This is a genomic window from Haloferax sp. ATCC BAA-644 (assembly GCF_000336975.1).
GTDB classification, from domain to species: Archaea; Halobacteriota; Halobacteria; order Halobacteriales; family Haloferacaceae; genus Haloferax; species Haloferax volcanii.
The window spans coordinates 1-21,709 of record NZ_AOLF01000026.1 but is presented as its reverse complement, the minus strand read 5'-3'; the positions used below and the strand labels follow the sequence as shown (position 1 = coordinate 21,709).

General features: G+C 67.0%; 23 protein-coding genes and 1 pseudogene. 14 read left to right on the top strand and 10 right to left on the bottom strand.

The annotated features are described in order from the left end of the window. Positions 1–34 precede the first annotated feature (34 nt). The gene (locus C458_RS12170) at positions 35–448 is read right to left on the bottom strand and encodes a hypothetical protein (RefSeq protein WP_008576071.1); all 414 of its coding nucleotides are present in this window, start codon (positions 446–448) and stop codon (positions 35–37) included. Between the two features lie 75 nt (positions 449–523). On the opposite strand from C458_RS12170, the gene C458_RS12165 reads away from it, so the two are divergent. The 3 genes from C458_RS12165 to C458_RS12155 all read left to right on the top strand — a co-directional run bounded on the left by C458_RS12165 (position 524) and on the right by C458_RS12155 (position 2,162). Then, positions 524–1,078, top strand: a complete 555-nt coding sequence (locus C458_RS12165; RefSeq protein ID WP_008576070.1) for an HAD family hydrolase — start codon at positions 524–526, stop codon at positions 1,076–1,078. Positions 1,079–1,273: 195 nt separating this feature from the next. Beyond that, the gene (locus C458_RS12160; RefSeq protein ID WP_008576069.1) at positions 1,274–1,714 is read left to right on the top strand and encodes a hypothetical protein; all 441 of its coding nucleotides are present in this window, start codon (positions 1,274–1,276) and stop codon (positions 1,712–1,714) included. Positions 1,715–1,817: 103 nt separating this feature from the next. After that, entirely contained in the window at positions 1,818–2,162 is a 345-nt protein-coding gene (locus tag C458_RS12155; RefSeq protein ID WP_008576068.1) for a hypothetical protein, read from the top strand. Positions 2,163–2,199: 37 nt separating this feature from the next. Here the strand turns inward: C458_RS12155 and C458_RS12150 are convergent, their stop codons facing one another. Next, positions 2,200–3,660, bottom strand: a complete 1,461-nt coding sequence (locus tag C458_RS12150; protein ID WP_008576067.1) for an RtcB family protein — start codon at positions 3,658–3,660, stop codon at positions 2,200–2,202. A gap of 87 nt (positions 3,661–3,747) precedes the next feature. Further along, positions 3,748–4,158: an archease gene (locus tag C458_RS12145; protein WP_008576065.1), complete on the bottom strand. Its 411-nt coding sequence runs from the start codon at positions 4,156–4,158 to the stop codon at positions 3,748–3,750. Between the two features lie 177 nt (positions 4,159–4,335). Here C458_RS12145 and C458_RS12140 point away from each other — a divergent pair, with 177 nt between their 5' ends. The 3 genes from C458_RS12140 (at position 4,336) to C458_RS12130 (ending at position 7,182) form a co-directional block, all read left to right on the top strand. Next, positions 4,336–4,812, top strand: coding sequence for an N-acetyltransferase (locus tag C458_RS12140; protein ID WP_008576063.1), 477 nt, complete (start codon positions 4,336–4,338; stop codon positions 4,810–4,812). Positions 4,813–4,920: 108 nt separating this feature from the next. Further along, positions 4,921–5,889, top strand: coding sequence for a sugar phosphate isomerase/epimerase (locus C458_RS12135; RefSeq protein ID WP_008576061.1), 969 nt, complete (start codon positions 4,921–4,923; stop codon positions 5,887–5,889). A 174-nt stretch (positions 5,890–6,063) separates the two neighbouring features. After that, positions 6,064–7,182, top strand: coding sequence for a Gfo/Idh/MocA family protein (locus C458_RS12130; protein ID WP_008576060.1), 1,119 nt, complete (start codon positions 6,064–6,066; stop codon positions 7,180–7,182). Between the two features lie 51 nt (positions 7,183–7,233). Here the strand turns inward: C458_RS12130 and C458_RS12125 are convergent, their stop codons facing one another. The 3 genes from C458_RS12125 to C458_RS12115 all read right to left on the bottom strand — a co-directional run bounded on the left by C458_RS12125 (position 7,234) and on the right by C458_RS12115 (position 9,069). Then, positions 7,234–8,082 carry a translation initiation factor eIF-2B gene (locus C458_RS12125; protein WP_008576059.1) on the bottom strand — a complete coding sequence of 283 codons (849 nt, stop codon included), beginning with the start codon at positions 8,080–8,082 and terminating at the stop codon, positions 7,234–7,236. Between the two features lie 114 nt (positions 8,083–8,196). After that, complete coding sequence (locus tag C458_RS12120; RefSeq protein WP_008580359.1) at positions 8,197–8,433, bottom strand: DUF5822 domain-containing protein; 237 nt, start codon at positions 8,431–8,433, stop codon at positions 8,197–8,199. A gap of 129 nt (positions 8,434–8,562) precedes the next feature. Next, entirely contained in the window at positions 8,563–9,069 is a 507-nt protein-coding gene (locus tag C458_RS12115) for a type IV pilin (protein WP_008576057.1), read from the bottom strand. Positions 9,070–9,228: 159 nt separating this feature from the next. Here C458_RS12115 and panB point away from each other — a divergent pair, with 159 nt between their 5' ends. After that, the gene (panB, locus tag C458_RS12110; protein WP_008576056.1) at positions 9,229–10,038 is read left to right on the top strand and encodes a 3-methyl-2-oxobutanoate hydroxymethyltransferase; all 810 of its coding nucleotides are present in this window, start codon (positions 9,229–9,231) and stop codon (positions 10,036–10,038) included. Positions 10,039–10,096: 58 nt separating this feature from the next. Here panB and C458_RS12105 read toward each other — a convergent pair whose 3' ends face one another. Continuing rightward, positions 10,097–10,879: an alpha/beta fold hydrolase gene (locus C458_RS12105; protein ID WP_008576055.1), complete on the bottom strand. Its 783-nt coding sequence runs from the start codon at positions 10,877–10,879 to the stop codon at positions 10,097–10,099. Between the two features lie 251 nt (positions 10,880–11,130). Here C458_RS12105 and C458_RS12100 point away from each other — a divergent pair, with 251 nt between their 5' ends. Together C458_RS12100 and C458_RS12095 are read left to right on the top strand one after the other, a co-directional pair. Continuing rightward, on the top strand, positions 11,131–11,382 hold the full coding sequence (locus C458_RS12100; RefSeq protein ID WP_004042888.1) for an Hsp20/alpha crystallin family protein: 252 nt from the start codon (positions 11,131–11,133) through the stop codon (positions 11,380–11,382). Next, a complete protein-coding gene (locus C458_RS12095; protein ID WP_008576054.1) occupies positions 11,383–13,647 on the top strand; it encodes a CDC48 family AAA ATPase in 2,265 nt (754 codons plus the stop codon). Positions 13,648–13,931: 284 nt separating this feature from the next. Here the strand turns inward: C458_RS12095 and bcp are convergent, their stop codons facing one another. The 3 genes from bcp to priS are packed head-to-tail and all read right to left on the bottom strand — an operon-like array spanning position 13,932 to position 16,576. After that, a complete protein-coding gene (bcp, locus tag C458_RS12090) occupies positions 13,932–14,390 on the bottom strand; it encodes a thioredoxin-dependent thiol peroxidase (protein ID WP_008576053.1) in 459 nt (152 codons plus the stop codon). A gap of 36 nt (positions 14,391–14,426) precedes the next feature. Then, entirely contained in the window at positions 14,427–15,422 is a 996-nt protein-coding gene (locus C458_RS12085) for a DNA replication factor GINS (RefSeq protein ID WP_008576052.1), read from the bottom strand. Further along, positions 15,419–16,576 carry a DNA primase small subunit PriS gene (gene priS, locus C458_RS12080; RefSeq protein WP_008576050.1) on the bottom strand — a complete coding sequence of 386 codons (1,158 nt, stop codon included), beginning with the start codon at positions 16,574–16,576 and terminating at the stop codon, positions 15,419–15,421. Before priS ends, C458_RS12085 begins: the two co-directional genes overlap by 4 nt. 125 nt (positions 16,577–16,701) lie before the next feature. Between priS and C458_RS12075 the strand changes: the two genes are divergently transcribed. From C458_RS12075 to C458_RS12055, 5 genes and pseudogenes are all read left to right on the top strand, one after another. After that, positions 16,702–17,679: an aldo/keto reductase gene (locus C458_RS12075; RefSeq protein WP_008576049.1), complete on the top strand. Its 978-nt coding sequence runs from the start codon at positions 16,702–16,704 to the stop codon at positions 17,677–17,679. 154 nt (positions 17,680–17,833) lie between these two features. Further along, a complete protein-coding gene (locus C458_RS12070; RefSeq protein WP_115802824.1) occupies positions 17,834–19,384 on the top strand; it encodes a substrate-binding domain-containing protein in 1,551 nt (516 codons plus the stop codon). Positions 19,385–19,510: 126 nt separating this feature from the next. Continuing rightward, a complete protein-coding gene (locus tag C458_RS12065; RefSeq protein ID WP_004061442.1) occupies positions 19,511–20,458 on the top strand; it encodes a carbohydrate ABC transporter permease in 948 nt (315 codons plus the stop codon). 1 nt (position 20,459) lies between these two features. Further along, a pseudogene (locus C458_RS12060) lies at positions 20,460–21,393 on the top strand (carbohydrate ABC transporter permease). 2 nt (positions 21,394–21,395) lie between these two features. Then, positions 21,396–21,709: ABC transporter ATP-binding protein (locus tag C458_RS12055; protein ID WP_008576045.1), on the top strand; the 314-nt coding region annotated here is incomplete at its 3' end.

Sequence of the window (21,709 nt, the reverse complement as noted above, 5' to 3'; positions counted from 1 at the left end):
GGCGAGCCGACTCTTTTTCAGCCGGGCGAGTCGCTCACGGGCTCCGGGCGAGCGTCGGCAGTCCTCGCTCGCGGACCACGTCGACGGCGGCGACGCCCGCGAGGAGGAGACAGCCGACGAGCGTCACCCACGCGCCGGCCGCCGAGACGAACGTCTCGTCCCACAGCTGGATGAACCGCAGGACTGCGACGGTACCGACGACGCCGACGACGAGTTCCGCGCGTCGGGAGCGCCGTCCGGCGAGCGCGGCGAGAGAAAGCACGACGACCGTCGGGAGGAGGACGATACCGTGGACGAGTTCCAGCCCGTTTCCCATGCCGCCGTAGTAGACGTCGATGACCGGCCCCTCGTGGGCCGGGTCGACCTGTATCCACGGGAGGAAGACGCCGGCCGCGACGACGAGCGACGGGAGGACCGGAGCGAGGCGGTCGCGGAGCGCGGATGCCATGCGGGAAGCGACGCCGGGGTCTCGTATAGGCCTTCGCCCGAAGCGTCTTTTCCCCGCGGTGCCCTACTGCGGGCAATGACGCTCCCCGACCTCTCGGCGTTCGACGCGGTCGTCTACGACCTCGACGGGACGCTCGTCGACCTCCGCGTCGACTGGAACGACGCCGCCAGCGACGCCGCGGCCGTCCTACGGAACGCCGGCGTCGACGCCGACTCGCTGGACCTCTGGAAGATGCTCGACGCGGCCGACGACGCCGGCGTCCGCGACGAACTAGAGCGAGAGCTCGCGGCACACGAGCGCGAGGGCGCGTGGGCCTCCGACCGCCTTCCCCTCGCGGACCACCTCGCCGGGGACGGCGTTCCCTCCGGCGTCTGCTCGCTCAACGCCGAGGACGCCTGCCGGGTCGCGCTCGACGTGCACGACCTTTCGGACCACGTCGACGCCGTCGTCGGCCGCGACAGCGTGGAGACGCGCAAGCCCGACCCGGAGCCGTTGCTCACGACGCTCGAACGCATGGCGGTCGACCCCGACTCGGCCGTGTTCGTTGGCGACTCGGCCCGCGACGAGGTGACGGCCGACCGCGCCGGCGTCGCCTTCAGATACGTCGATGGCGGTCCCGCCGGCGTCTGAGACGAGAGCCGGGCGGCCGGAAGCCCGTCAGAAACAGGGGCGAACAGGCGGCACGGCCGCTCCGCCGGGCGGCGTGCCGCGCTCCCGCGTCCCGCCCGGCGGCGATGCTCAGCGCACGGGGACGCTGGTCGCGGCATCGGCCATAAACCTCCGTTCCGGCGCGGGCGTTAAGCCCGCAGAGTCCTACGCTCACCCATGGGATTCCCCGTCTCGTACTACTGTCCGCACTGCGGCGCGGTCGTCGAACTCGAACGCGACGGCTATCTGGCCGACAAGTCGGTGACGCCGTACCCCCTCGAAGGCTGGGCGTACGCCGACCCGACTGACGACTTCGAAGACGCCGAGGGCGTCCGGTTCGTCTGCGGCGAGGGCGCGGATGAGAACGCGGGTGCGAGTGAGGTCGACTCACCCCTGTCGTGGACCGGCGACGTGGTCGACGCGGACGACGTGGAACAGCCCGGATTGGCGTCGCCCTGCGGCCGCGAGTTCTACCTCTCGTTCGTCAGATACGAGGACGGCCGCGAGGTCGAGGCGGTGCCCGAGAGCGACTACGTCGTCATCGGCGGACGCGGCCCCTCGGGGCCGTCCGGCCCGCGAGGACCGGATGCGGGGCCGCGCGGTCCCGGCGGGTTCTGAGTCTTCGGCCGCGACTCGCGCACTCGTCGCTCCGCGTCGGGGTTTCGGCGTCGTACGCCCCCTTGACAGCGATATTCAATAGCTCACGCGTCGACTATCCGTCATGGTTCCCATCCAGTCGTTTGGCGTCGGCGATGTGCTGTTCTTCGCGCCGTTCGTCGTCCTCGCCGTCGTCATCTTCGCGTTCGCCGGCGCGGTGGTCTACCTCGAACACAGAAAGGAGATGGCGCTCATCGAAAGCGGCCACTACGACGAGGTCGGCCGCGACTCGCGGGCGTGGATTCTCGGCGGCGGCCTGCTCGTGCTCGCTATCGGCCTCGGAAGCGTCGTCTCTGCCTTCCTCTCCGGCGGCGCGGTCGGCGACGGCGTGACCGCGGTGTTCGTCGGCCTCGCGGCGCTCGCGTACTACTTCTACAAGCGCCGCGCGGTCGGAACGACGGCCGCCTGAGCCGCGAACGCGGGGCGGCGTGAGTCGAGGTGGGAGCTCAGCCTTTGATGTTGCAGACGGGGAACGTCCGCGCGACCTTGTCGCCGATGCCCAACTCGTCGGAGACGCGGACGACCTCGTCTACGTCCTTGTAGACGCCCGGCGCTTCTTCTGCGACCGTCGCGCCCGACTGGGCTTTCACGTATATCTTCTCCTGCTCGCGGAGCTCGTCCTGCACCGTCTCGCCCCAGTACTCCTGTTTCGCCTTCGTTCGGCTCATGAGCCGGCCCGCGCCGTGGGCCGTCGAGCCGAAGGTGAGGTCGAGCGACCGGTCGCCGCCGCGGAGGACGTAGCTCCCCGCGCCCATGCTCCCGGGAATGATGACCGGCTGGCCCACGTCGGCGTAGGCGGGCGGGAGTTCGGGCCGGCCCGCGGGGAACGCTCTGGTCGCGCCCTTCCGGTGGACGTAGAGTTCGCGCTCCTCGCCGTCGACCTCGTGGACCTCCTTCTTGGCGATGTTGTGCGCCACGTCGTACAAGAGGCGCATCTCCATGTCGCGCCAGTCGCGGTCGAACACGTCGGCGAACACCTCGCGCGTGCGGTGCATGATGAGCTGTCGGTTCACCCACGCGAAGTTGATGGCGGCGCACATCGCGCCGTAGTACTCCTCTGCGAGTTCGGAGCCGGCGGGCGCGGCCGCGAGTTCCTTGTCCGGCAGGTCGTCGAGCAGGTCTTTGTGCTCCTTCTCGATGCGCCGGAGATAGTCCGTACAGGTCTGGTGGCCGAGGCCGCGGGAGCCGCAGTGGATGAGGACGACGATTTGGTCGGCTTCGAGGCCGAACGACTCGGCCACGTCGTCGCGGTAGACGTCCGTGACGCGCTGGACTTCGAGGAAGTGGTTGCCGGAGCCGAGACTGCCGATTTGGTTGCGGCCGCGGTCCTTCGCCTTCTGGGAGACGAACTCGGGGCGGGCGTCGTCGCGGAAGCCTTCGTCCTCGCAGTGGGCGAGGTCGTCCTCCGTGGCGTAACCGGCGTCGACCGCCCAGCGCATCCCGCGCGCGAGGATGTCTTCGATGGTCTCGGCGTCGCCCTTGACGACGCCTCCGCCGCCGAGTCCCGAGGGAACGGCCTCGAACAGGGCGTCCACGAGCTCCTCCTCGTGGCCCTTGAGGTCCTCGTAGGTGAGGTTCGTCGTCATCATGCGGACGCCGCAGTTGATGTCGTAGCCGACCGCGCCGGGGGAGAGACAGCCGTCCGTGGCGTCGGTCGCGCCGACGCCGCCGACGGGGAAGCCGTAGCCCTGGTGACCGTCGGGCATGCAGATGGCGTGGTTGGCGATACCCGGCAGGTGCGTTGCGTTCCGCAGCTGTTCGAGCGTCTTGTCGTCGCCGATGTGGTCGAGCAGCGCCTCGGAGGCCAGCACCCGCGCGGGGGCGTTCATCTCGCCCTCCCGCGGAATCTCCCAGACGTGCTCGCGAACTCGTCGCAGTTCGATGTCGCCGAACTCGCGCGTTTCCATACCCGGACAATCGACGCGGCGACTCAATAGGATTCCGTCACGCCGCGAGCGTCCGCGGCGGGCCGCGCGACCGTCGGTGCCGACGGCTCACACGTCGAAGACGACGTACGCCTCCCAGCCGGCGTCGGTCGCTTCCAGTCGCATCTCGGAGTAGGTGACTGCTTTCACGTCGCGGGCGTCCACGTCAGCGAAGGGGACGCCCCGTGCAGACGCCTCGACGACCCACTCGTCGCCATCCCGCCGGACGGTCGCCTCGTGGGCCGCGGGGAGGACGCCCCGCACGTCGCGCTCGTAGATGAGTTGGTCGAGGTAGTCGAACAACAGCGCCTCGCGGCCCTCCGCGCGGACGGAAACCGAAAAGCGGTCGCCCGTCTCGGCGGGGTCGTCGCACATCGCGGCGGTGAGGCCGTCGGCGACGGCGGCGAAGACGGCACCGAGGCTCTCGCCGTCGGCCGCGACGGCCACGTCGGCGGTGTGGTCGCGGAGCGTGAATCCCATACCGAAGGGACGGACGCGGCCGACCCTCGTCCTTTCGGTCGGCGGCGGGCGCGCGCCTCGCACCCCGTCGTCCGCGGGTGATTCGTGTCGAACGACTATCCAATCTGGCGGCGGCGGCCTCAACCAGGCGTTCTGACGGACGGTGGAGTTATATTCTCGCTCCGGCTACGACGGGACGTGAGCGTCAACGTGGAGATGCGGGTCGACGCCCCCGGCCAGCGCGAGTACGCCGAGGCGGCCTGGGACCTGAAAGAGCGGATTCGGGTCGATGAGGGCCTCCTCAAGCAGCGACGGGGATTTTTCATGGACGCCTACCGGCGGTCGAACACGTATCTCCTCTACGAGAACGACGCGCTCGTCGCGTTCACCTCCACGCGGCGCGACGGCTACATCCTCTTTCTGGCGGTCTCGCCCGACGCCCGCGGCGAGGGCTACGGCAAGCGCCTCGTCGCCGAGGTCGCGGACGAACATCCGGTCGTGACCTGCCACGCCCGGACGACGAACACGAACGCCCTCGATTTCTACGAGCGGATGGGCTTCGAGGTCCGCCGCCGCATCGAGAACTACTACGAGGACGGCGGGGCCGCGTTCTACCTCCGACTCGGCGAGGAAGCAGGCCTCAGAGAGAAGCTCTCGGAGTTCCTCCGCCGGTAACCGACCGACATCGTCGCGTTCGACGCCGATTCGAGAGCGCCAGCGCCCTCCTCGCTCCCCTTGCGCGTATCCTTAATTTTTATTCACTTCCTAGTATATGTGGTTGATATGTACATCGGAGTGCTCACCGTCCCGCTCGGAGACGAACCCCTCGACGACGCGCTCGACTACCTGTCGGGCATCGGCGTCGACGGCGTCGAACTCGCCGTCGGCGGCTGGCCCGGCGAGGATCACGTCGACCGGAGCGCCGTCCTCGCGGACGACGACGCGCAGGCCGACCTCCTCGATTCGGTCGAGAGTCGCGACCTGCAAATCAGCGCGCTCGCGACGCACAACAACCCGCTGCATCCCATCGAGGAGACGGCCGCCGAGGCGGACACCGAACTCCGCGAGGCAATCGAACTCGCGGACGCCCTCGACGCGAACACCGTTACCTGTTTCTCGGGGCTCCCCGCCGGCGGTCCGAACGACGAGGTTCCGAACTGGATTACCGCGCCGTGGCCGACCGAGCACGCCGACGCCCACGACTACCAGTGGGAGGTCGCCGTCGACTACTGGTCCGACCTCGCCGCGTTCGCGGACGACCACGGCGTCGACATCGCCATCGAGATGCACCCGAACATGCTCGTCTACGAGCCGACGGGGATGCTGAAGCTCCGCGAGGCGACCAACGACCGCATCGGCGCGAACTTCGACCCCTCGCACCTCTACTGGCAGGACATCTCCATCACCGACGCGATTCGGTTCCTCGGCGAGGCGGACGCCATCCACCACTTCCACGCGAAGGACACGAAGGTCTACGAGTCCGAGTCGCGCATCAAGGGCGTCCTCGACACGGCCTCCTACGCGGACACCGCCGACCGCTCGTGGCTGTTCCGCTCTATCGGTTACGGCCACGACGAGGGCCACTGGAAGGACGTGGTCTCGACGCTCCGGATGGTCGGCTACGAGGGCGCGCTCTCCATCGAACACGAGGACGCGCTCACGTCGTCCACGGAGGGCCTCGAAAAGGCCGTCGACGTGCTCTCGCGCGCCGTCTTCGAGACGCAACCGGGCGACGCCTACTGGGCGGAGTAATCCAATGACTGAACAACTCTCTATCGGCGTCCTCGGCTCCCGATTCAGGCCCACCTTTTTCCGGTTCGGGGCCGCTCCGCGACCCGCTCACCGGAAAAATCTGGACCAAAAAACGCCGCGAGACTCGGCCTCCGGCCTCGCTCGCGGTACTGCATCGGCCACGGAGGTGGCACAATGACTGACCCGCTCTCTATCGGCGTCCTCGGCTACCGCTTTATGGGCAAGGCGCACTCCAACGCGCTCGCCCGCCTGCCGATGTTCTTCCCCGACGCGCCCGACGTGGAGCGCTCCGTCATCGTCGGCCGCGACGAGGAGGCGCTTTCCGACGCCGCCGACCGCTTCGGCTTCGAATCGACCGCAACCGACTGGCGCGACGTGGTCGACGACGTGGACGTGTTCTACAACCTCGGCCCGAACCACCTCCACGCCGAACCCTCCATCGCCGCGCTCGAAGCCGGTGCCAGCGTCTTCTGCGAGAAGCCGCTCGCACCGACGCTCGACGAGGCCGAGGCGATGCGCGACGCCGCCCGCGCGGCCGACGGCGTCGCCGGCTGCGCGTTCAACTACCGATTCGTGCCTGCCATCCGGTACGCGAAGAAGCTCATCGAGAACGGCGAACTCGGCGAGATTCGACACGTCCGCGGGCGCTACTTGCAGGATTGGCTCGTCGATTCCGACGCGCCGTGGACGTGGCGCATGGACGAAGACGCCGCCGGCTCCGGCGCGCTCGGTGACCTCGGCGCGCACACCATCGACCTCGTTCGGTTCCTCGTCGGTGACCGCGCCGGCGACATCGACCGCATCTCGGGGCATCTCCAGACGTTCGTCGACGAGCGACCCGTGCCCGGCGAGGACGAGTACCGGCCCGTCACCGTCGACGACGCCTACACCGCGCAGGCCGAGTTCGAAAACGGCGCGCTCGGGAGCTTCGAGGCCTCGCGCTTCGCTGACGGCCACAAGAACGACCACAGCATCGAGATTCACGGCTCCGAGGGAAGCCTGCAGTTCTCGCTCGAACGCCTCAACGAACTGGAGGTGAAAACCGGCGACGCCCGCGGCTACGAGACGGTACTCGTCACCGACGAGGACGACCCCTACCTCGACCACTGGTGGCCGCCGGGCCACGTCCTCGGCTGGGAACACACGTTCGTCCACGAGAACTACGAGTTCCTGTCGGCGGCCGCCGACGGCGGCGAGTTCTCGCCGTCGTTCGAGGACGGCTACGAGGTCCAGTCGATTCTCGACGCCATCGAGCGCTCCGACGCGGCCGGCGAGTGGGTCAGCCTCGGCTGACGGGCCGAACGGAACGCGACTGAATCGGATCGCGGGCGAGTCGCCACCCGCTCAGAACTCGATGACGCCCTCGTCGGTGATGACCTCGTCGATGAGGTCGACCGGCGTGGCGTCGTAGGCGGGGTTCTCCAACTCGATGCCCTCGACGGGTTCGAGCATGACCTCGCTCGGCGAGCGAATCTCGTTTTCGAAGCGGAAGCCGCCGTCGACGACTTTCGCGCCCGAACCGACGACCGTCACCGGCACGCCGACCTCGTTGGCGGCGGCGACGAGCGGGAACGTCCCGATGCGGTTGTAGAGCGTCTCCTCGACGATGCAGTCCATGCCGATGATGACGCGGTCGCACCTCGGGAGGAACATCCCGGACGCGCCGTCGACCATCAGGTGCGGCTCGACGTCGTCGATGGCGGCGAGTTCGCGCGCGAACTTCCGGCCGAGGAAGCGCGGGCGGGCCTCCGTCACGTAGGCGGTGAGCTCCGCGCCGTCGGCGACGGCGAGTTCGACGGCCTCCATGACCGTCGATGAGTAGTCGTGCGTGAGGAACGTCTGGCCGTCCTCGATGGTCGCGGCCGCCTGTTGGGCGGCGCGACGCTTGCCTGTCTCGACGTTTTCGACCACGCGGTCGATGGTCGCCAACGTGAGTTCCCGCGCTTCGTCGAGGTCGTCGACTTCGCCTTGGACGCTGTGAAGCACGTCCTGTAAGGCGTTGTACAGCGACGCGTGCGACGGGTTCGCCCGCTTGAGCGCGCCGACGTTGCGTTCGAGGTCGCGTTCGAACTCCTCGACGGTCGCGTAGTCGCGCTCGGTCAGTTCCGCGAGCGCCCGCGTGGCCTTGACGGCGACGACCGAGGAGCTGTGCGTCTGCATCTCGCGAATCTCCTCGATGGTCTCGTCTATCATACGAGAACGTCGCCGTATCGTGTGAAAGAGTTTCCGGGAGCGAGCGCCGCCGCGGTCGCCGTCGCCGCCGCGGGCGCGGCCTCTCGTTTGCCCGCATTCGCCCGCTGCTCGGCCTCAGTCTTCCGCGTCGATGTCGGTGTCCAACTCCGCTTCGGGGGGCGTCCCGCCGTCGCCCGCGTTGGTCCGCTTGGCGTAGATGAACAGGGCGACGGCGGTCAGAAACCAGATAACTGCGCCGACGCGAACCGCGAACTCGGCTCGCGCGCCCCACGTCTGGAGGCCGGCGTTAATCGAGAGGACCGCGACGATGGGCGAGCCGACGAGAATCGTCGTGACGAACGTCATCTGCATGACCCACCCGTAATCGACGCCGTCCGGATTCGAGCGCTCGACTGGTTGCACGGGTAGCAGTATCACGGCGACGGCTAATGCGTGCCGGTTCCCGCTCGCGGGGCGCGCCCGACTCGCGACCCCGGGCGCTCAGCAGGCGGCGTTCGTCGCGGTCGGCTCGGTCGGAATCTCGTAGTCGACGAGGACGCTCGACGACCCGTCCTCGTGTTCGATGACAACACGGTAGTGTTGGCCCGCCCCGCAGATGGGCCGGAGCGCGCTGTCGGAGCCGGCTCCGTCGATGTGGGCGTACTCGCCGGCGGGACCGACCCGCTCGCCGCCGGTCCACACGTCCTCCCACGCGATGCGGTTGTTGGCGTCGTCGACGACGAACACCTGACTGCCGTCTTCGATGCTCCCGAACTCGTGGGTGACGTTGATGTACGCGCCGTTCGCGCCGTTGTCGACGCCGTCGGGGTGGTAGTCCACGTCGAACGACACCTGCGGTTGCGGCTCGGAGAGCACGTCTTCGAACCCCATCACCATCACGCCGACCATCGCGGCGAGGAGGACGACGATGACGACGAGAAGCGAGACGCCGACGACCGGGGAGATGCCGCGGGACGAGCGGCGCTCGGAGGGTGATAAAGCGGGCATGCGTCGTTCGGACAGGCGCGCTCTCCTAAGTAAAGTGTTACTTCGGGGGCAGGTCGGGGCGACCGGCGCGGGACGGCGCGGGCCGACGCGACTCCCGGCGACTCGCGGTCGGCGGCGCGCAAGGGTGACGCTGATAACCCGGACGCGCGAACGGCACGCATGGTCACGGTACGGTCCATTCGGGCGAAGGCTGGTAGCGAGCCCATCACGATGCTCACGGCGTACGACGCGCCGACCGCGAGCGTCGTCGACGAGGCGGGCATCGACATCGTCCTCGTGGGCGACAGCATGGGCAACACGGCGCTCGGCTACGACTCGACGCTCCCGGTGACCGTCGAGGACGTGGCGAGCCGAACCGCCGCGGTGGCGCGCGCGACCGACGACGCCCTCGTCGTCGCGGACATGCCCTTCCTCTCGGTCGGCGTGGACGAGGCGTCGAGCGTCGAGCACTGCGGCCGGATGCTCAAGGAGGCCGACGCCGACGCGGTCAAACTGGAGTGCGGTCCCCACACCGTCGAGTTGACCGAACACCTCGTCCGACTCGGCATCCCCGTGATGGCCCACCTCGGGCTGACCCCCCAGCGCGTCAAGGAAGTCGGCTACGGCAGGCAGGGCACCGACCGCGACGACGCACAGGAGATTCTCGACCTCGCGAAGGCCCACGCCGAGGCGGGCGCGTTCTCGCTCGTCCTCGAACACGTCCCGGCGAACCTCGCGAAACAGGTCACGGCGGCCATCGACATCCCGACTATCGGCATCGGCGCGGGGCCCGACTGCGACGGGCAGGTGCTCGTCGTCGACGACGTGGTCGGGATGAGCGACCGCACCCCGCCGTTCGCGGCCCAGTTCGGCGACGTGAAATCGGAGATGGAGCGGGCGGTCGGCGCGTACCGGGACGCCGTCGAGGCCGGCGAGTTCCCGGCCGACGAACACAGCCACGTCGAAGACGACCTCGACGAACTGTACTGAGGGCGCTCGGTTCTCGACGCCCGCGCTCGCGTTCGGTTGCGACCGATTTTGCGACGAACTACGCGACGCGGTGGTCGAGGAACGTTTTCACGGCCTCGTTGAACGCCCCCGGCCGTTCGAGCATCGCCAGATGCGCGGCGTCTTCGACGGTCCCGAGTTCGCCGTCGGGCATCGTCTCCGCGAGGTACTCGTGGTACGACGGCGGCGTCAGGCGGTCGTATTCGCCGACGAGCGCGAGCGTCGGCACCGAAATCTCGCTCACCTCGTCGCGGACATCGAAGGTGTGACACGACAGAAAGTCGCGGCGGGTGACAGCCTGTCCGGCGTCGTACATCGCTTCTTTGGAGCCCTCGACGAGGCGCTCGTCGTCGGTGTGGAACAGTTTGTCCTCGCCGTGGAGGAAGGAGACGGCGCGGTCGAAGTCGTTTTCGAGCCAGTCCAACAGGTCCGAGAGCACAGCGAGTTTCGCGCCCGTGCCCGCGAGGACGAGCGCGTCGAGGTCGAGGTCGCGTTCGAGCGCGAGCGTCAGCGCGACCGCGCCGCCGAGCGAGTTGCCGACGAGGACGCTCGCGTCGGTCTCCTCGGCCACGGCGACCACGTCGTCGACGTAGGCCGACAGCGTCTCGTAGCCGGCGTCGGCGTCCACGTCGTCGCTGTCGCCGTGGCCGCTCAGGTCCAGTGCGGCGACCGGGTAGTCGCTCGCGAGGCGGAACTGGCCGCGCCAGACGCCGTGTGCGCCGCCGCTGCCGTGGACGCAGAGGAGCGTCGGTCCCTCGCCCTCCGCGTCGCGGTGTCGATAGGCTGTCTCCCGTCCGTGGTGGTCCACCGAAGCCGTCTCCATACCTCGAAACTGGTCGCCGCGAGCCAATAAACCCCCACGCCGGCACCGAGTTTCGGCGGCGGAGCGAGTCGGTCGACCGGGCGGCCGACTGCCGAGGCCACTAGTTTGACGTTACTCCGCCGCGAACTACTCGGTGAGGCGTGGCGACTGTGAACCGCAATTCAACCGAAATTCGGTATATCGGTGTCGTCACCCGATTCGTCGGAGAAAGAGTTATATATTCAAAACGCTAACCTTGGGTTAGACTTACCATGAGCATGCAACAGTTCGCCGGCGGGAACGAGCGGTTCATTCGCCGGTACGAATACGAAGACAGCTGGGTCATCGCGGCCGACGTGGGTCTCTCGGAAGACGAGGTCGACGTGGACATCGTCGGGTCGACGGCCATCGTCGTGGCCGACACCGGCGACCGCGTGACCGAGACTGAGTTCGAACTCCCCGCCGGCGGCGACGCCGACGTGGCGGTTCGAAACGGCGTGCTCACTATCACCCTCACCAAGTAAATGAAACTCATCGTCAAACCCCTCAAACAGAAGGACGCCGGCCGCGGACTCGCCGCCATCGACCGCGCCGCGGCCGCGGAACTCGACCTCGAAGGCGGGGATTTCATCCGCATCGACGGTCCGAACGACGGGACCGCCATCGCCCGCGTCTGGCCCGGCTACCCCGAAGACCAGGGCACGGGCATCATCCGCATCGACGGCCGCCTCCGCCAGCAGGCCGGCGTCGGCATCGACGAGCGCGTGGACGTGGAGAAAGCGGACGTGAAGCCCGCACAGCGCGTCACCATCGCGCTCCCGCAGAACCTCCGCATCGGCGGCAACATCGGGACGTACATCCGCGACAAGCTCTCGGGGCAGCCGGTCGCGCAGGGACAGAGTGTCCAGCTTCCGCTGGGCTTCGGCTTCATGAGCGCGTCGAACCAGTCGGTCCCCATCAAAATCGCGTCGACCGACCCGGACGGGACCGTCGTCGTCACCGACAACACCGAGTTCCAGGTGAGCCAGAAGCCCGCCGAACAGATTTCGGACGCCTCCCCGAGCGACGGCGACGGTCCCTCGGTCACCTACGAGGACATCGGCGGCCTCGACAAGGAGCTCGAACAGGTCCGGGAGATGATCGAACTCCCGATGCGCCACCCCGAGCTGTTCAAGCGCCTCGGTATCGAGCCGCCGAAAGGCGTCCTCCTCCACGGCCCGCCGGGGACGGGGAAAACTCTCATCGCCAAGGCCGTCGCCAACGAGATCGACGCCTCGTTCCACACCATCTCCGGGCCGGAGATCATGTCGAAGTACTACGGGGAGTCCGAAGAGCAGCTCCGAGAAATCTTCGAGGAGGCGACGGAGAACTCGCCGGCCATCGTCTTCATCGACGAGATAGACTCCATCGCGCCCAAGCGCAGCGAGGCCGGCGGTGACGTGGAGCGCCGCGTCGTCGCCCAACTGCTGTCGCTCATGGACGGCCTCGACGAGCGCGGCGAGGTCGTCGTCATCGGCGCGACCAACCGCGTGGACGCCATCGACAACGCGCTCCGCCGCGGCGGCCGGTTCGACCGCGAAATCGAAATCGGCGTGCCGGACCGCGACGGCCGCAAGGAAATCATGCAGGTCCACACGCGGAACATGCCGCTGACCGACGACGTGGACCTCGACGAATACGCCGACAGCACCCACGGTTTCGTCGGGGCCGACCTCGAATCGCTGGCCAAGGAGTCAGCGATGCACGCCCTGCGGCGCATCCGCCCGCAGCTCGACCTCGACGCCGAGGAGATAGACGCCGAGGTGCTCGAAGGCCTCAAAGTCACGGAAGACGACTTCAAACAGGCGCTCAAGAGCATCGAGCCGTCGGCGCTCCGCGAGGTGTTCGTCGAGGTGCCCGACGTGACGTGGGAGGACGTTGGCGGACTCGAACCCACGAAGGAGCGCCTCCGCGAGACCATCCAGTGGCCCCTCGAATACCCCGAGGTGTTCCAGCAGATGGACATGGACGCCGCCAAGGGCGTCCTGATGTACGGCCCGCCGGGGACCGGCAAGACCCTCTTGGCGAAGGCCGTCGCCAACGAGGCGGAGTCGAACTTCATCTCCATCAAGGGCCCCGAACTGCTGAACAAGTTCGTCGGTGAGTCCGAAAAGGGCGTCCGCGAGGTGTTCAAGAAGGCCCGCGAGAACGCCCCGACGGTGGTGTTCTTCGACGAAATCGACTCCATCGCGACCGAGCGCGGCCGCGACTCGTCGAGTTCGGGCGTCACCGAGCGCGTCGTCTCCCAACTGCTCACCGAACTCGACGGTCTCGAAGCGCTCGAAGACGTGGTCGTCATCGCGACGACCAACCGGCCGGACCTCATCGACTCGGCGCTCCTGCGCCCCGGTCGCCTCGACCGTCACGTCCACGTGCCCGTCCCCGACGAGGACGCCCGCCGCGCCATCCTCGACGTGCACACCCGCAACAAGCCGCTCGCGGACGACGTGAACCTTGATAGAGTCGCGTCCAAGACCGACGGCTACGTCGGCGCCGACCTCGAAGCGCTCGCCCGCGAGGCGTCGATGAACGCCTCCCGCGAGTTCATCCGGAGCGTCGAGAAAGAGGAAATCGGCGAGAGCGTCGGCAACGTCCGCGTGACGATGGAGCACTTCGAGGACGCCCTCGACGAAATCGGCGCGAGCGTCACCGACGACGTGCGCCGCCGCTACGAGGAAATCGAAGAGCGCTTCCAGAAGAGCGAGGTCGAACGCGACCGCGAGACGGAAGTCGGTCGCACCTTCCAGTAAGCGCCTCGTCGCGCCCGCCCAGACGTATTTTTCGAGTACGCCTCTGCCACCGAGCGACGGCGCTATCTTCCGACCCGGAGACCCGACGCGACGGCGCGACCGTCACGTTCATATCACTCCCAACTGCTACGTAGTGGTACGCGGTTCTCGGGATACGAAATAATCAACGAGTTCTACGTTTATTTCACCGGAAATGCGGTGTGTCACCCGTCGTTTGTAAAGAATGTACTCGGTCGGTAGTTGTCAGTCCGACGCGAGGGAGCGCGGAGTGGCCGGCCGCCCGCTCAGCCGTCGAGGTCGGCGAGGATTTCGTCGGCGTGGCCGTCGGGCGAGACGCCCTCGTAGACCCGTTCGACGGTCCCGTCGGGGCCGACGAGGTAGGAGTTGCGGAACACGCCGTCGAACGTCTTGCCGAACATGTTCTTTTCGCCGTAGGAGTCGTACGTCGCGGAGACGCTGCCGTCTTCGTCCGACAGGAGCGTGAAGGGGAGGTCGTACTTCTCGGCGAACGAATCGAGGTCCGAGACGGGGTCGTCGCTGATGCCGATGACCGTCGCGTCGCGCTCCTCGAACTCGTCCCACGAGTCGCGGAAGCCGCAGGCCTCGGTGGTACAGCCCGGCGTGTCGGCGCGCGGGTAGAAGTAGACCACGACGTGCTCGCCGCGGAAGTCGGACAGCGAGACGAGGTCGCCGTGCTGGTCGGGCAGTTCGAAGTCGGGGGCGTCGTCGCCGGGTTCGAGCATGGCCACCTGTTCAGGCGGCGGAAAGAAGGGTCTTTCTCAGTCGAGTCGCTCGGCCGCGCCGCGCTCGACCAGCGGGTCGGCGTTGGCCGCCGGGAGCGTCACCACGTCCTCGGTGGCGAGGTCGTACTCGCGCTCGTCGACGCCGAGGATGGTCCCCACGTCGGCGGTGATGCGCACCGTCTCGCGTTCGTCGGCGAGGCCGGAAAGCGGGTCGTCGGCCGAGGGTTCCACCGTGTCGGTGTCGCCCGCCGACGGAGCCGCGGTCTCCGGGTCTGGCTCGTCCGGCGGAATCGCGGGGTCGGAGTCCGCAGAGCCGGAGTTCGCAGCGTCGGAGTCCGAAGGCCCGGACTCACCGGAGACCGCGGCGGCCTCGGTGGCCGATCGGTCGGCGTCCGGTTGGGGCGTCGATTGCGCGTTCGAGGTGTCGCCGCCGGTTCCGCCGCCCATCGCGTCCGCGAGCACGTCGCCCGCGGCCGAGTCGCCGGTGACGGCCTCGGGAGCGCTGGCGTCGGTTCCGGAGGCGGTCGGCGCGATCTCCGGGTCGGGTTCGTCCGGCGGAGTCGCGGGCCCGGAATCCCCGGGCGCGTCCGGCTCCGCGGTCGTCACGTCGGTCGCCGCAACGTCTCCCCGCGGGGAGTCGGCGGCCGACACGTCTTCGAGCGCGGACAGCACCGTCCCGCGGTTCTCCTCGATGCGGGCGACGAGGTCGTCGAACAGCCGCTTTTCCTCGCGGGTCAGCCCGTCCGTCTCGGAGGACATCCCCGCGGCCGCGAAGCTCGCGGCCTTGACGACCTTGCCGACGCGGCGCTCGTAGATGGAGGTGACGACCTCCTCGGCCGTCTCGATTTCGTCCGTGAGCCGCCGAATCTCCGGCGAGTAGTGGGTGCCGAGCTGTTCGGCCTTCTGTTCGCGTGTCGCCTTCTGCTCGGCGATGAACTCCGCGACGTCCTCGTAAAACGACTCGCGGAGGTGCTGTAAGCTGTCTTTCTGTCGCTCCGTCCGAAGCACGCTCCTGAGGTCGTCCACGTTCATTCTGTCACCTTCTCGGCTCGACCGCGAGTCATGAGAAACACGCCGAGGCTCTCGTCTACCGACTGCACGCCGGAGTCGAGTGTAAAGCTATCGCCGTCGAACTCGGCCTCGCCGGAGTCGGTTACTTTCACGGCGATGTCGCGGCCGCGGAAGCGGTCCGGGACCGCGTCCGAGAGGGGGTCGAAGTCGTCGATTTCGTCGCGGTCGAGCGGTTCGACGACGAGCCCCGACCCGCCGTGGAGGCTCTTGGGGAGGCGAATCAGCCGCTTCGTGTCGGTCGTCACAGGTTCGTCTATCGGTGAGGTCTGGTCCTCGACGGTCTCGTGTGCGAGCGCCTCGACCAGCGTCCGGACGCCCGGGCCGCCGGCCTCGACGTTGCCCTCGCGGACGGCGTCGGGGTTGTTGCGGAACGCGCCGAGAATCGTCTTCGCGCGCCCGTCGCCGATGCCGTCGAGTTCCTTCAACCGCGAGAGCGCGGCGTCCTCCTCCATCTCCAACAGCGCGTCCACGAAGTCGAGGAGTCGCCGGTGGGTCCGCCGTCCCCACCCGCCTTCGGTTCGGAGGACGCGCTGGGTCGTCGTTCCGTGCTGTCGCGTCTCGATGAGCGCGTCGAAGTCGAGGTCGATGGCGCGGATGTAGTCCACGATTTCGCGGCGGGCCTCGCTGTCGAGGCCGCGGACCGACTCGTCGCGCACGTGGACGTGGTAGCCGCGGCCGCCGGAGAACACCGCCTGCAGCTCCTCGAAGTCGAAGTCGTCTTCGAGGAGGTCGAGGAGGTCCAACAGGGCGTCCTTGCCTGCGTCGAGCATGTCGGCGTACCCCGTCGTCTCGGGGTCGATACCGGGGAGGTGGTCCGCGTCGATGTCGAAGACGAGGTCCGCCTCGCGCCAGCCCTTGTCGTCCATCGACCCCGCGCCGGGGTCCGCAAACCGGGCCGACGAGAAGTAGACGTGTCGAGGGGCGCTGCGGGCGAGATAGTCCGAGAGGTCCCCGAGATCGAGCAGCGACTGGTGGCGGTGCATCCGCGTGCCGCCGGCCGACCACGGGATAACGCCCCACTCTCGCTCGCCCGGCGCGGGCGGGAGCGGAACGTCGGTGCTCCGGTAGTAGTCACCGAAGCGACCTTCGAGGTACTCGCGTGTGCGCCCGTCCATACACCTCGGGTTCCGGAGGCGTGGGTAAAGCGATTACGTCTCCGCGCCTCCGTGGTCGTTTCTCTCACGTCCGTGGTGTGCGTATGCTTATCATTGACGTTCGTGTATGAACTGGTGTGACCGATATGGAATACACCTATCTGGGCGACACCGGCCTCGAAGTCTCGCGGCTCTGTCTCGGCTGTATGAACTTCGGCTCCAGCGCGGAGTGGATGATGAACGACAGGCAGGCGAGCCTCGACCTCCTCGACAGCGCGCTCGACGCCGGCATCAACTTCCTCGACACGGCGAACGCCTACTCCCGCGGGGAGTCGGAGGAAATCGTCGGCGAGGCCATCGCCGAGCGCGACCGCGGAGAACTGGCCATCGCGACGAAGGTCTACTTCCCGATGGGCGACGGGCCGAACAAATCGGGGCTCTCGCGCAAGCACATCATCGACCAGGCGCACGCGAGCCTCGACCGCCTCGGTACCGACTACATCGACCTCTACCAGATTCACCGCTGGGACGACGGCGTCCCCATCGAGGAGACGCTCTCGGCGCTCGACTACCTCGTCGAGGAGGGACTCGTCCGCTACGTCGGCGCGTCCACGATGTCGGCCTACCAGTTCACGAAGGCGCTGTACACCGCCGACGTGGAGAACCTCGAACGCTTCGCCTGCATGCAGCCGGAGTACAACGCGGTTGACCGCCACGAGGAGGCGAACCTGCTGCCGGTCTGCGAGGGCGAGGGCGTCGGCGTCGTCCCGTGGTCGCCGCTCGCGGGCGGCTTTCTCACAGGCAAGTACGAGCGCGACGCCGAGGTGCCCGCGGGCACGCGGGCTGAGTCGGACGAGTACACGTCGGACCGCTTCACCGACGAGAACTGGGCCGTCCTCGACGCGATTCGCGCGCTCGCCGAGGAGAAAGAGGCGACGCCCGCGCAGGTGTCGCTCGCATGGCTGCTTCACAAGCCCGTCGTGGACGCGCCCATCATCGGCCCGCGCCGACTCGACCACCTCGAAGAGAACGTCGGCGCGCTCGACGTGGACCTGAGCGACGACGACATCGAGCGAATCGAGGCCCCGAAGACGCCGAGGTGGCCCGCGCCGGACAAGGACTAAGCATTCAGTCCATAATCATAATATACGATTGTTACAATTATTGGATTGATTGAATTTCGGGGCGCAGATACTATTATCAAGTAGTTTACTACAACACCGGTAGTGGCCAGCACCAAAACTATAAATAATCACTAATTGTAGAATACAGACTGTAATGGTTGATGCTGACTCACGCAAGGGCAAGCGTACTGGCGTCTCTCGACGTAGTTTTGTGAAGGCGGCCGGCGCATCGGGCGTCGCCGTCGGGCTGGCAGGCTGCGTCAGTACGGGTGGCGGTGACGACAACGGCGGCGGGAACGGCGAGACCGACGCCGACACCGACACGCCGATTAACACCGAGGAGACCACAGAAGAAATCACGCTTCAGTGGGCCGCCGACACCCGCGTCGCGGAAGCGGAAGCGGAAGTCGTGCAGGCCCTTCGGGACGCCGGCCTCCCGGAGAACATCTCCATCGACATCCTCGCGGGGTCGCAGGTGACGGACAACCGGCAGGCGCAGTACCAGCAGTGGCTCTCCGGCGGTCGCTCGGAGCCGACGCTGCTCATGATGGACAGCGGGTGGACGATTCCGTTCATCGCCCGCAACCAACTGCAGAACCTCTCGCAGTCGCTTCCGTCGGAACTGACCTCGACCATCGAAGAGGAGTACTTCGAGGCCAGCGTCTCGACGGCGACGGGGCCGAACGGCGACCTCTACGGACAGCCGCTGTTCCCCGACTTCCCGACGATTCAGTACCGAAAGGACCTGCTTCGAAACGCCGGCTACACCGACGACGACTTCTCGACGTGGGCGACCGAGTCGATGTCGTGGGAGGAGTTCTCGCGAATCACGCGGGAGGCGCTCGACGCCAACGAGGACATCGAGAACGGCTTCACGTTCCAGGCGGATGTCTACGAGGGCCTGTCGTGCTGTGACTTCAACGAGTTCATGACCTCGTACGGCGGCGCGTACTTCGGCGGCCGCGAGAACCTGTTCGGCCCCATCGGCGACCGCCCCATCACGGTCGAAGAAGAGCCGGTCATCAACGCGATTCGGATGGTCCGGACGCTCATCCACGGCGAGGACGACGAGTACGCCCTCGACGGCATCACGGGCGGTATCTCGCCCGAGGCGGTCCTCCAGTGGACCGAAGACCCGTCCCGCCAGCCCTTCACGACGGGCAACGCGGTCATGCACCGCAACTGGCCGTACTCCATCGTCATCAACGGCGCGGAGCCCTCGGACGAAAACGACCAGACCGGCTTCGGCGAGGACCTCGGCGTCATGCCGATTCCGTACGGCGTCACCGCCGACGAGGCCCAGTACGAGGGCACCGGCGGCCCCGTCGCCGCCCTCGGCGGCTGGCACATGACGATGAACCCCAACTCTTCGGACGAACAGAAGCAGGCCGCGGTGCAGGTGCTTCGGACGATGCAGACCGAGCAGTTCCAGCTCGATATGTTCCGCATCATCGGCTGGATTCCGCCGCGCCCGTCGCTTCTCGACTCCGACCAGGCCGCCGAGGTGCCCATCATCGGCCGCTACCTCGACGCCCTGAAGGTCGCCGGCGAGAACGCGATTCCGCGCCCGGTCTCCGTCGTCTGGCCGCAGCAGTCCGGCCGCATCGCCCAGGAGGTCAACGCCACGTTCGCCCAGGAGAAATCCCCCGAACAGGCGATGTCCGACCTCGCATCACAGCTCGAACAGATCGAGCAGAACGCGTAGAGCAACGTCTTTACCGAGACGTGACAAACACACACGTTATCATTTGACATGGCTACCGAACAACAATCAGGGGAGACACTTTCCGACACCCGGAGAAGCGGCCCGTACGCCTCGGCCGTCAACTGGATGGAGTCGCTTTCCGAGACGCAGTTCGCGTACCTGCTTTTGACGCCCGCGCTCGTCCTTTTGGGGGTTATCGCCGTCTACCCGCTGGTCTCGACGTTCAGCATGTCGCTGTTCGCAGACCAGTTGACCGGGAGCGCGCGGCTCGGGGAGTTCGTCGGACTGCAGAACTACGTCGACCTGTTCTCCGGCGCGCGAAACTACGCGCTGCCGTCGCAGTTCCTCCCGACGTTCACCTCGGAGTTCCCCTTCGTCACGAACATCTACGCCAGCGCGCTCGCGGTGACGCTCATCTTCACCGTGTTCAGCGTGCTGTTCGAAACGCTCATCGGCTTCGGTCAGGCGCTCATCTTAGACCAGGACTTCCGCGGTCGGCGGTGGGTCCGCGTCGCCATCATCATCCCGTGGGCCGTGCCCATCGTCATCCAGGGGATGATCTGGTATCTGATGTTCCAGCCGAACATCGGCTTCCTCGTCGGCACGAGCGAGAACCCGGCGCTGTTGAACCAACTCGGGCTCATCGGCACGACGCCGCTTCGGAACACCGCCGACGCGCTGTTCCTCATCATCGTGGCCGACGTGTGGAAGACCTCGGCGTTCATGGCGCTTCTCATCCTCGCGGGGATGCAGAGCATCGACCGGTCGTTGTACGACGTGGCGAAGGTCGCCGGCGCGTCGCGCTGGCAGCAGTTCAAGCTCATCACCTTCCCGCTCATCCTGCCGACGGTGCTCGTGGCGATGCTGTTCCGCACCATCGACGCGATGCGCGTCTACGGCATCATCCAGACCATGGCCGGCTGTCAGACGGTCCCGTCGTTGTCGTGTCTCGTCGTCACGACGTTCAACACGCCGCTGTACGGGACCTCGGCGACCGTGGCGTTCGTCACCGCGGGCATCATCGCCGTCGTGGTCTCGGTGTACATCGTGAACTTCGCCAGCGAGGGAATCTGAGATGTCCAACGAAACTCCGGGAGCCGGCATCGGCTCCGACGACCCCGAGACGAAGCGCGGGCCGCTCGGCCGCTGGGTCGACTCGGCCATCAAGAACCCCGACCGGGTCTACCGCGCGATGTTCTACGTGGCGATGCTGTTCTTCCTCGTCACGACGCTGTTCCCGTTCTACTGGCTGCTGGTGCTCGCGCTCACGCCGAACAACCTCATCGCCGACATGGGACTCGTGCCGAACGGGTTCAACCCGCAGGTGTTCGTCGCCATGTTCGAACGGGTGCCGTTCCACTACTACATGTTCAACAGCTTCGTGCTGGGCATCACGACCACCGTGCTCGTGTTGCTCATCGCCAGCCTCGCGGGGTACGTCTTCGGCCGCCTCCGGTTCCCCGGGAAGGGCGTGCTGATGCTCGGCATCCTCGCCATCAGCTACTTCCCGCCGGCGGCGTTCCTCATCCCGCTTTTCGAGCTGTTCACCGGGAACACCTCGCTCACCGTCGGGATGGTGACGATATCGACGCCGGACCTGTTCAACACGCCGGCACCGATGGTGTTCCCGTTCAGCGCGCTGTTCCTGCCGCTGTCGATATTCATCCTCACGACCTTCTACGGGCAGATTCCCGACGGGTTGGAGGACGCCGCGCGGGNTGTTCCGCGTCATCGTGCCGCTTTCGGCACCCGGCGTGGCGACCGCGGGCGTCCTCACGTTCATCAGCGTCTACAACGAGTTCTTCTTCTCGTTCCTGATGAACAACGGCGAGGCCGACTCGTGGGCGCCCATCGTCGCGGGTATCCTGAAGTATCAGGGGCAGTTCGACACCCCGTACAACCTGATGGCCGCCGCCTCCATCGTGGGTGTCTTACCCGTGGCAATTCTTGTCATCATCGCACAGGAACGCATCGTGAGTGGACTGACCGCAGGAGCGCTGAAGGAGTAATCATGGGAGACGTAACACTCGAACACGTAAGCAAGCACTACGACGACGTAACGGCGGTCGACGACATGAACCTCGACATCGACGACGGAGAATTCATCTGTCTCGTCGGTCCGTCGGGGTGCGGCAAGTCGACGACCATGGAGATGATAGCGGGGCTGACCATCCCCTCGGAGGGGAAGGTGTTCATCGGGGACCGCGAGGTGACGAACCTCCCGCCGAAGGACCGCGGGGTGGCGATGGTGTTCCAGAACATCGCGCTGTTCCCCCACATGGACGTCTACGACAACATCTCCTTCGGGCTCCGCCTCCGCAACTA

Coding starts and splice junctions, on each gene's coding strand:
- C458_RS12120 (WP_008580359.1), bottom strand. CDS start 8,433: ATGCAGATGACGTTCGTCACGACGATTCTCGTCGGCTCGCCCATCGTC.
- C458_RS12135 (WP_008576061.1), top strand. CDS start 4,921: ATGTACATCGGAGTGCTCACCGTCCCGCTCGGAGACGAACCCCTCGAC.
- C458_RS12075 (WP_008576049.1), top strand. CDS start 16,702: ATGGAATACACCTATCTGGGCGACACCGGCCTCGAAGTCTCGCGGCTC.
- priS (WP_008576050.1), bottom strand. CDS start 16,576: ATGGACGGGCGCACACGCGAGTACCTCGAAGGTCGCTTCGGTGACTAC.
- C458_RS12155 (WP_008576068.1), top strand. CDS start 1,818: ATGGTTCCCATCCAGTCGTTTGGCGTCGGCGATGTGCTGTTCTTCGCG.
- C458_RS12150 (WP_008576067.1), bottom strand. CDS start 3,660: ATGGAAACGCGCGAGTTCGGCGACATCGAACTGCGACGAGTTCGCGAG.
- C458_RS12085 (WP_008576052.1), bottom strand. CDS start 15,422: ATGAACGTGGACGACCTCAGGAGCGTGCTTCGGACGGAGCGACAGAAA.
- C458_RS12115 (WP_008576057.1), bottom strand. CDS start 9,069: ATGCCCGCTTTATCACCCTCCGAGCGCCGCTCGTCCCGCGGCATCTCC.
- C458_RS12070 (WP_115802824.1), top strand. CDS start 17,834: ATGGTTGATGCTGACTCACGCAAGGGCAAGCGTACTGGCGTCTCTCGA.
- C458_RS12130 (WP_008576060.1), top strand. CDS start 6,064: ATGACTGACCCGCTCTCTATCGGCGTCCTCGGCTACCGCTTTATGGGC.
- C458_RS12145 (WP_008576065.1), bottom strand. CDS start 4,158: ATGGGATTCACGCTCCGCGACCACACCGCCGACGTGGCCGTCGCGGCC.
- panB (WP_008576056.1), top strand. CDS start 9,229: ATGGTCACGGTACGGTCCATTCGGGCGAAGGCTGGTAGCGAGCCCATC.
- C458_RS12100 (WP_004042888.1), top strand. CDS start 11,131: ATGAGCATGCAACAGTTCGCCGGCGGGAACGAGCGGTTCATTCGCCGG.
- C458_RS12065 (WP_004061442.1), top strand. CDS start 19,511: ATGGAGTCGCTTTCCGAGACGCAGTTCGCGTACCTGCTTTTGACGCCC.
- C458_RS12105 (WP_008576055.1), bottom strand. CDS start 10,879: ATGGAGACGGCTTCGGTGGACCACCACGGACGGGAGACAGCCTATCGA.
- C458_RS12160 (WP_008576069.1), top strand. CDS start 1,274: ATGGGATTCCCCGTCTCGTACTACTGTCCGCACTGCGGCGCGGTCGTC.
- C458_RS12170 (WP_008576071.1), bottom strand. CDS start 448: ATGGCATCCGCGCTCCGCGACCGCCTCGCTCCGGTCCTCCCGTCGCTC.
- bcp (WP_008576053.1), bottom strand. CDS start 14,390: ATGCTCGAACCCGGCGACGACGCCCCCGACTTCGAACTGCCCGACCAG.
- C458_RS12165 (WP_008576070.1), top strand. CDS start 524: ATGACGCTCCCCGACCTCTCGGCGTTCGACGCGGTCGTCTACGACCTC.
- C458_RS12125 (WP_008576059.1), bottom strand. CDS start 8,082: ATGATAGACGAGACCATCGAGGAGATTCGCGAGATGCAGACGCACAGC.
- C458_RS12095 (WP_008576054.1), top strand. CDS start 11,383: ATGAAACTCATCGTCAAACCCCTCAAACAGAAGGACGCCGGCCGCGGA.